Origin of the sequence: Xanthomonas sp. SHU 308, assembly GCF_000364645.1 — a bacterium.
GTDB lineage: Bacteria > Pseudomonadota > Gammaproteobacteria > Xanthomonadales > Xanthomonadaceae > Xanthomonas_A > Xanthomonas_A sontii.
In genome coordinates, this window is the sequence record NZ_AQOK01000292.1 from 1 (window position 1) to 2,234 (window position 2,234).

Sequence of the window (2,234 nt, forward strand, 5' to 3'; positions counted from 1 at the left end):
CGGATAAGGCACCGTTCCTTGCCTTGCCTTCTGATCGCCTAATGGATCGATGCGATCAAAAGCCTGCGCATTCTTGAAATAGCGATATGGGAAGAGCAGCAAACGTGATGCCCCGCTCTTTCGGGTGACAAGGGTCGGCGGAGAGAGCGCAGTTTCGTCCTCCACTGTGTGTGTAGGGACTTCATACTCAAGCGGATCTTCGGTGAAGCGCACGCGTGTACTGTCATCATCCAGGTCCGCGTAGCGCTGAAGGAACGTAGCGAAGTCCTGGGACGGGCAAGCACCACGCGAATCCGTCCCTGCCTGCACATCGGCTTTATGGCCCGCAGCCGAATCGGCGAAAGCGGAAGACGCGCACCCTGAAAGCAGCACGCAAAGCGACAGCAAGGGCGCGACCCGTACCTTCCAGTCGTGTTGCCATGCTTTCATCTTGGCTCCTTGTCGATCCGTCCGGTGGCAGCATAGCGACTATCCTGCCACCGGACGATGGGCTTCATCCAGGCCGCGCACGTCTCCCGGACCATCCTCGACCACTGACACCACCTACTCCCAGACTGCACCGAGGTCTGGGTCATAACCGCCTAACTCGCCCCAGCCATATTGCGATCAATGCAGCCACTCGCCACCGGTGGACTGCGCACCCGGCTCCAGCACATAGACAGCCCGCGCTTCGCGCACACGGTTGGACGACGGTTCGCGCAGCGGCTGGCGTGCGATCTGCAGCAGCAGTTCACGCACGTCGTTGGCTGCGGCACATAGCGCGCTGCCCACCTCCGGCAGCGTCTGGCCGGCACGCTCGGCCGCATCGCCGGCCGCCACCATCTGGGCATTGGCCAAGACGGTGTCAGCCAGCTGAGTGAGCCTGTCGATCTGCTGCTGCGTCACACGGAACGTGCCGCTGCCGGCATACGTTGCTGCCTGGACAGTGGCATCGGGCCAGGAGCCGCGCGTTATGTCCGTCCGCTGGGCGGGATAGGACAGCGCGTCCAGCACCAGGTCCACTTGTTCGGCCAACAGTTCCAGGCAGAGCGCCAGTTCGCCCATGCGCACCTTTGGTTCGGCGGCGCGCTCCTCGGCCTGCGTGCGCGGCTGTGCCAGCCGGGCCAGGAAGCGCACGTGGTCGCGCAGCTTCGCCAGCCGGAACTGGCTGTCCTCCGGCAGGAAATAGCCGGGCATGTCTTCGTCGTCCAAACGGTCGTGCGCCATCGTTGCCTCCTCGTTCCATGAAGGGGTCCGACCGCCACGCATGGCGGACGGGAAGTCGGGAGGTTCGAAACCGCACACAGCCGGCGGGCGTATTTCCCCGAAGGGTGTTGTATTAGCCGCCCTCCCGACGCAGGCATCGCGTCGGCTTGCGCCCGAGTATCAGGCACAAAAAACCCACCGGTTTGTCGGAGGTGGGTACCGCTGTGTGGGGAGTTTCGACGCTCCTTGATGTAGAGATTGCTACCAGGGACCTTTTCTGTCAATAGTCTGCTATCTAATCGAATCGCATAGAATGATAGAAAGGTCATTGGGCATTCCAAGCCTGTTTCCGACCAAAGCTATGCCAAGAGACAATCAAGAGTCCAAAAGGAAATAGTGATGTACAAGAGCGAAGTTTACGGCGCCTTTTCCGATCTCACACTAGACAATAATGGGCAGGCTAGAAAAATTATTCAAACCGCACACGCATTACATCAAGACGCCATTGACGAGTATCCAAACTTATACTCAAATTCTGAAGCCAGAAGCAGGGCGTCCATAGCAACAATTATTCAAAATCTCTCGCCATTGATAATAATGCTTGGCGAAGTATCAAATCGAACAGTATTTCGCGAACTCGACATTATTCTCGAACGTTTTAAGGTCACAAAGGTTGCATTGCCTGAGCTCAGCAGAGCGCTTAACTTTGGGGAAATAGCATTCCAGAGGTTCGCAGACGCTTACGACTCATACTCCACCCAAGGAAGATCTGCATCCTCTGTCGCAGGCCTGTTAGGACCAGCTAGCGACGTCGTTCGCTTCCAGAATTTTGCAGATGCGATGCGTGAATCATTCGAAAAGTACAAGGACCCAACCTACGCACATGATGGTACCACTGTCATTCAGGTCGACGGCGCTCGAGCGCTCGTCGACTTCTCGCTATACATAAGGACAATTGCCATTCTTGCGGACGCCGCTACTACCGCTGTTGCACCTGATGATAATAATCCATTCCCAGTGATTACAATATCAGATATTGAAACTGGCTC

The 2,234-nt window shown here is 57.1% G+C and carries 3 protein-coding genes; 1 reads left to right on the forward strand and 2 read right to left on the reverse strand.

Annotated features, from left to right (window positions below; translation table 11 throughout):
- Both D588_RS27810 and D588_RS0110540 read right to left on the reverse strand, forming a co-directional pair.
- A partial coding sequence (locus tag D588_RS27810) for a hypothetical protein (protein WP_157836446.1) occupies window positions 1-429 on the reverse strand: 429 nt, incomplete at its 3' end.
- 177 nt (window positions 430-606) lie between these two features.
- Entirely contained in the window at window positions 607-1,206 is a 600-nt protein-coding gene (locus D588_RS0110540) for a hypothetical protein (protein WP_017915942.1), read from the reverse strand.
- Between the two features lie 378 nt (window positions 1,207-1,584).
- Between D588_RS0110540 and D588_RS27815 the strand changes: the two genes are divergently transcribed.
- Window positions 1,585-2,234, forward strand: a 650-nt coding sequence (locus D588_RS27815; protein ID WP_157836447.1) for a hypothetical protein, incomplete at its 3' end; no start/stop codon positions are given.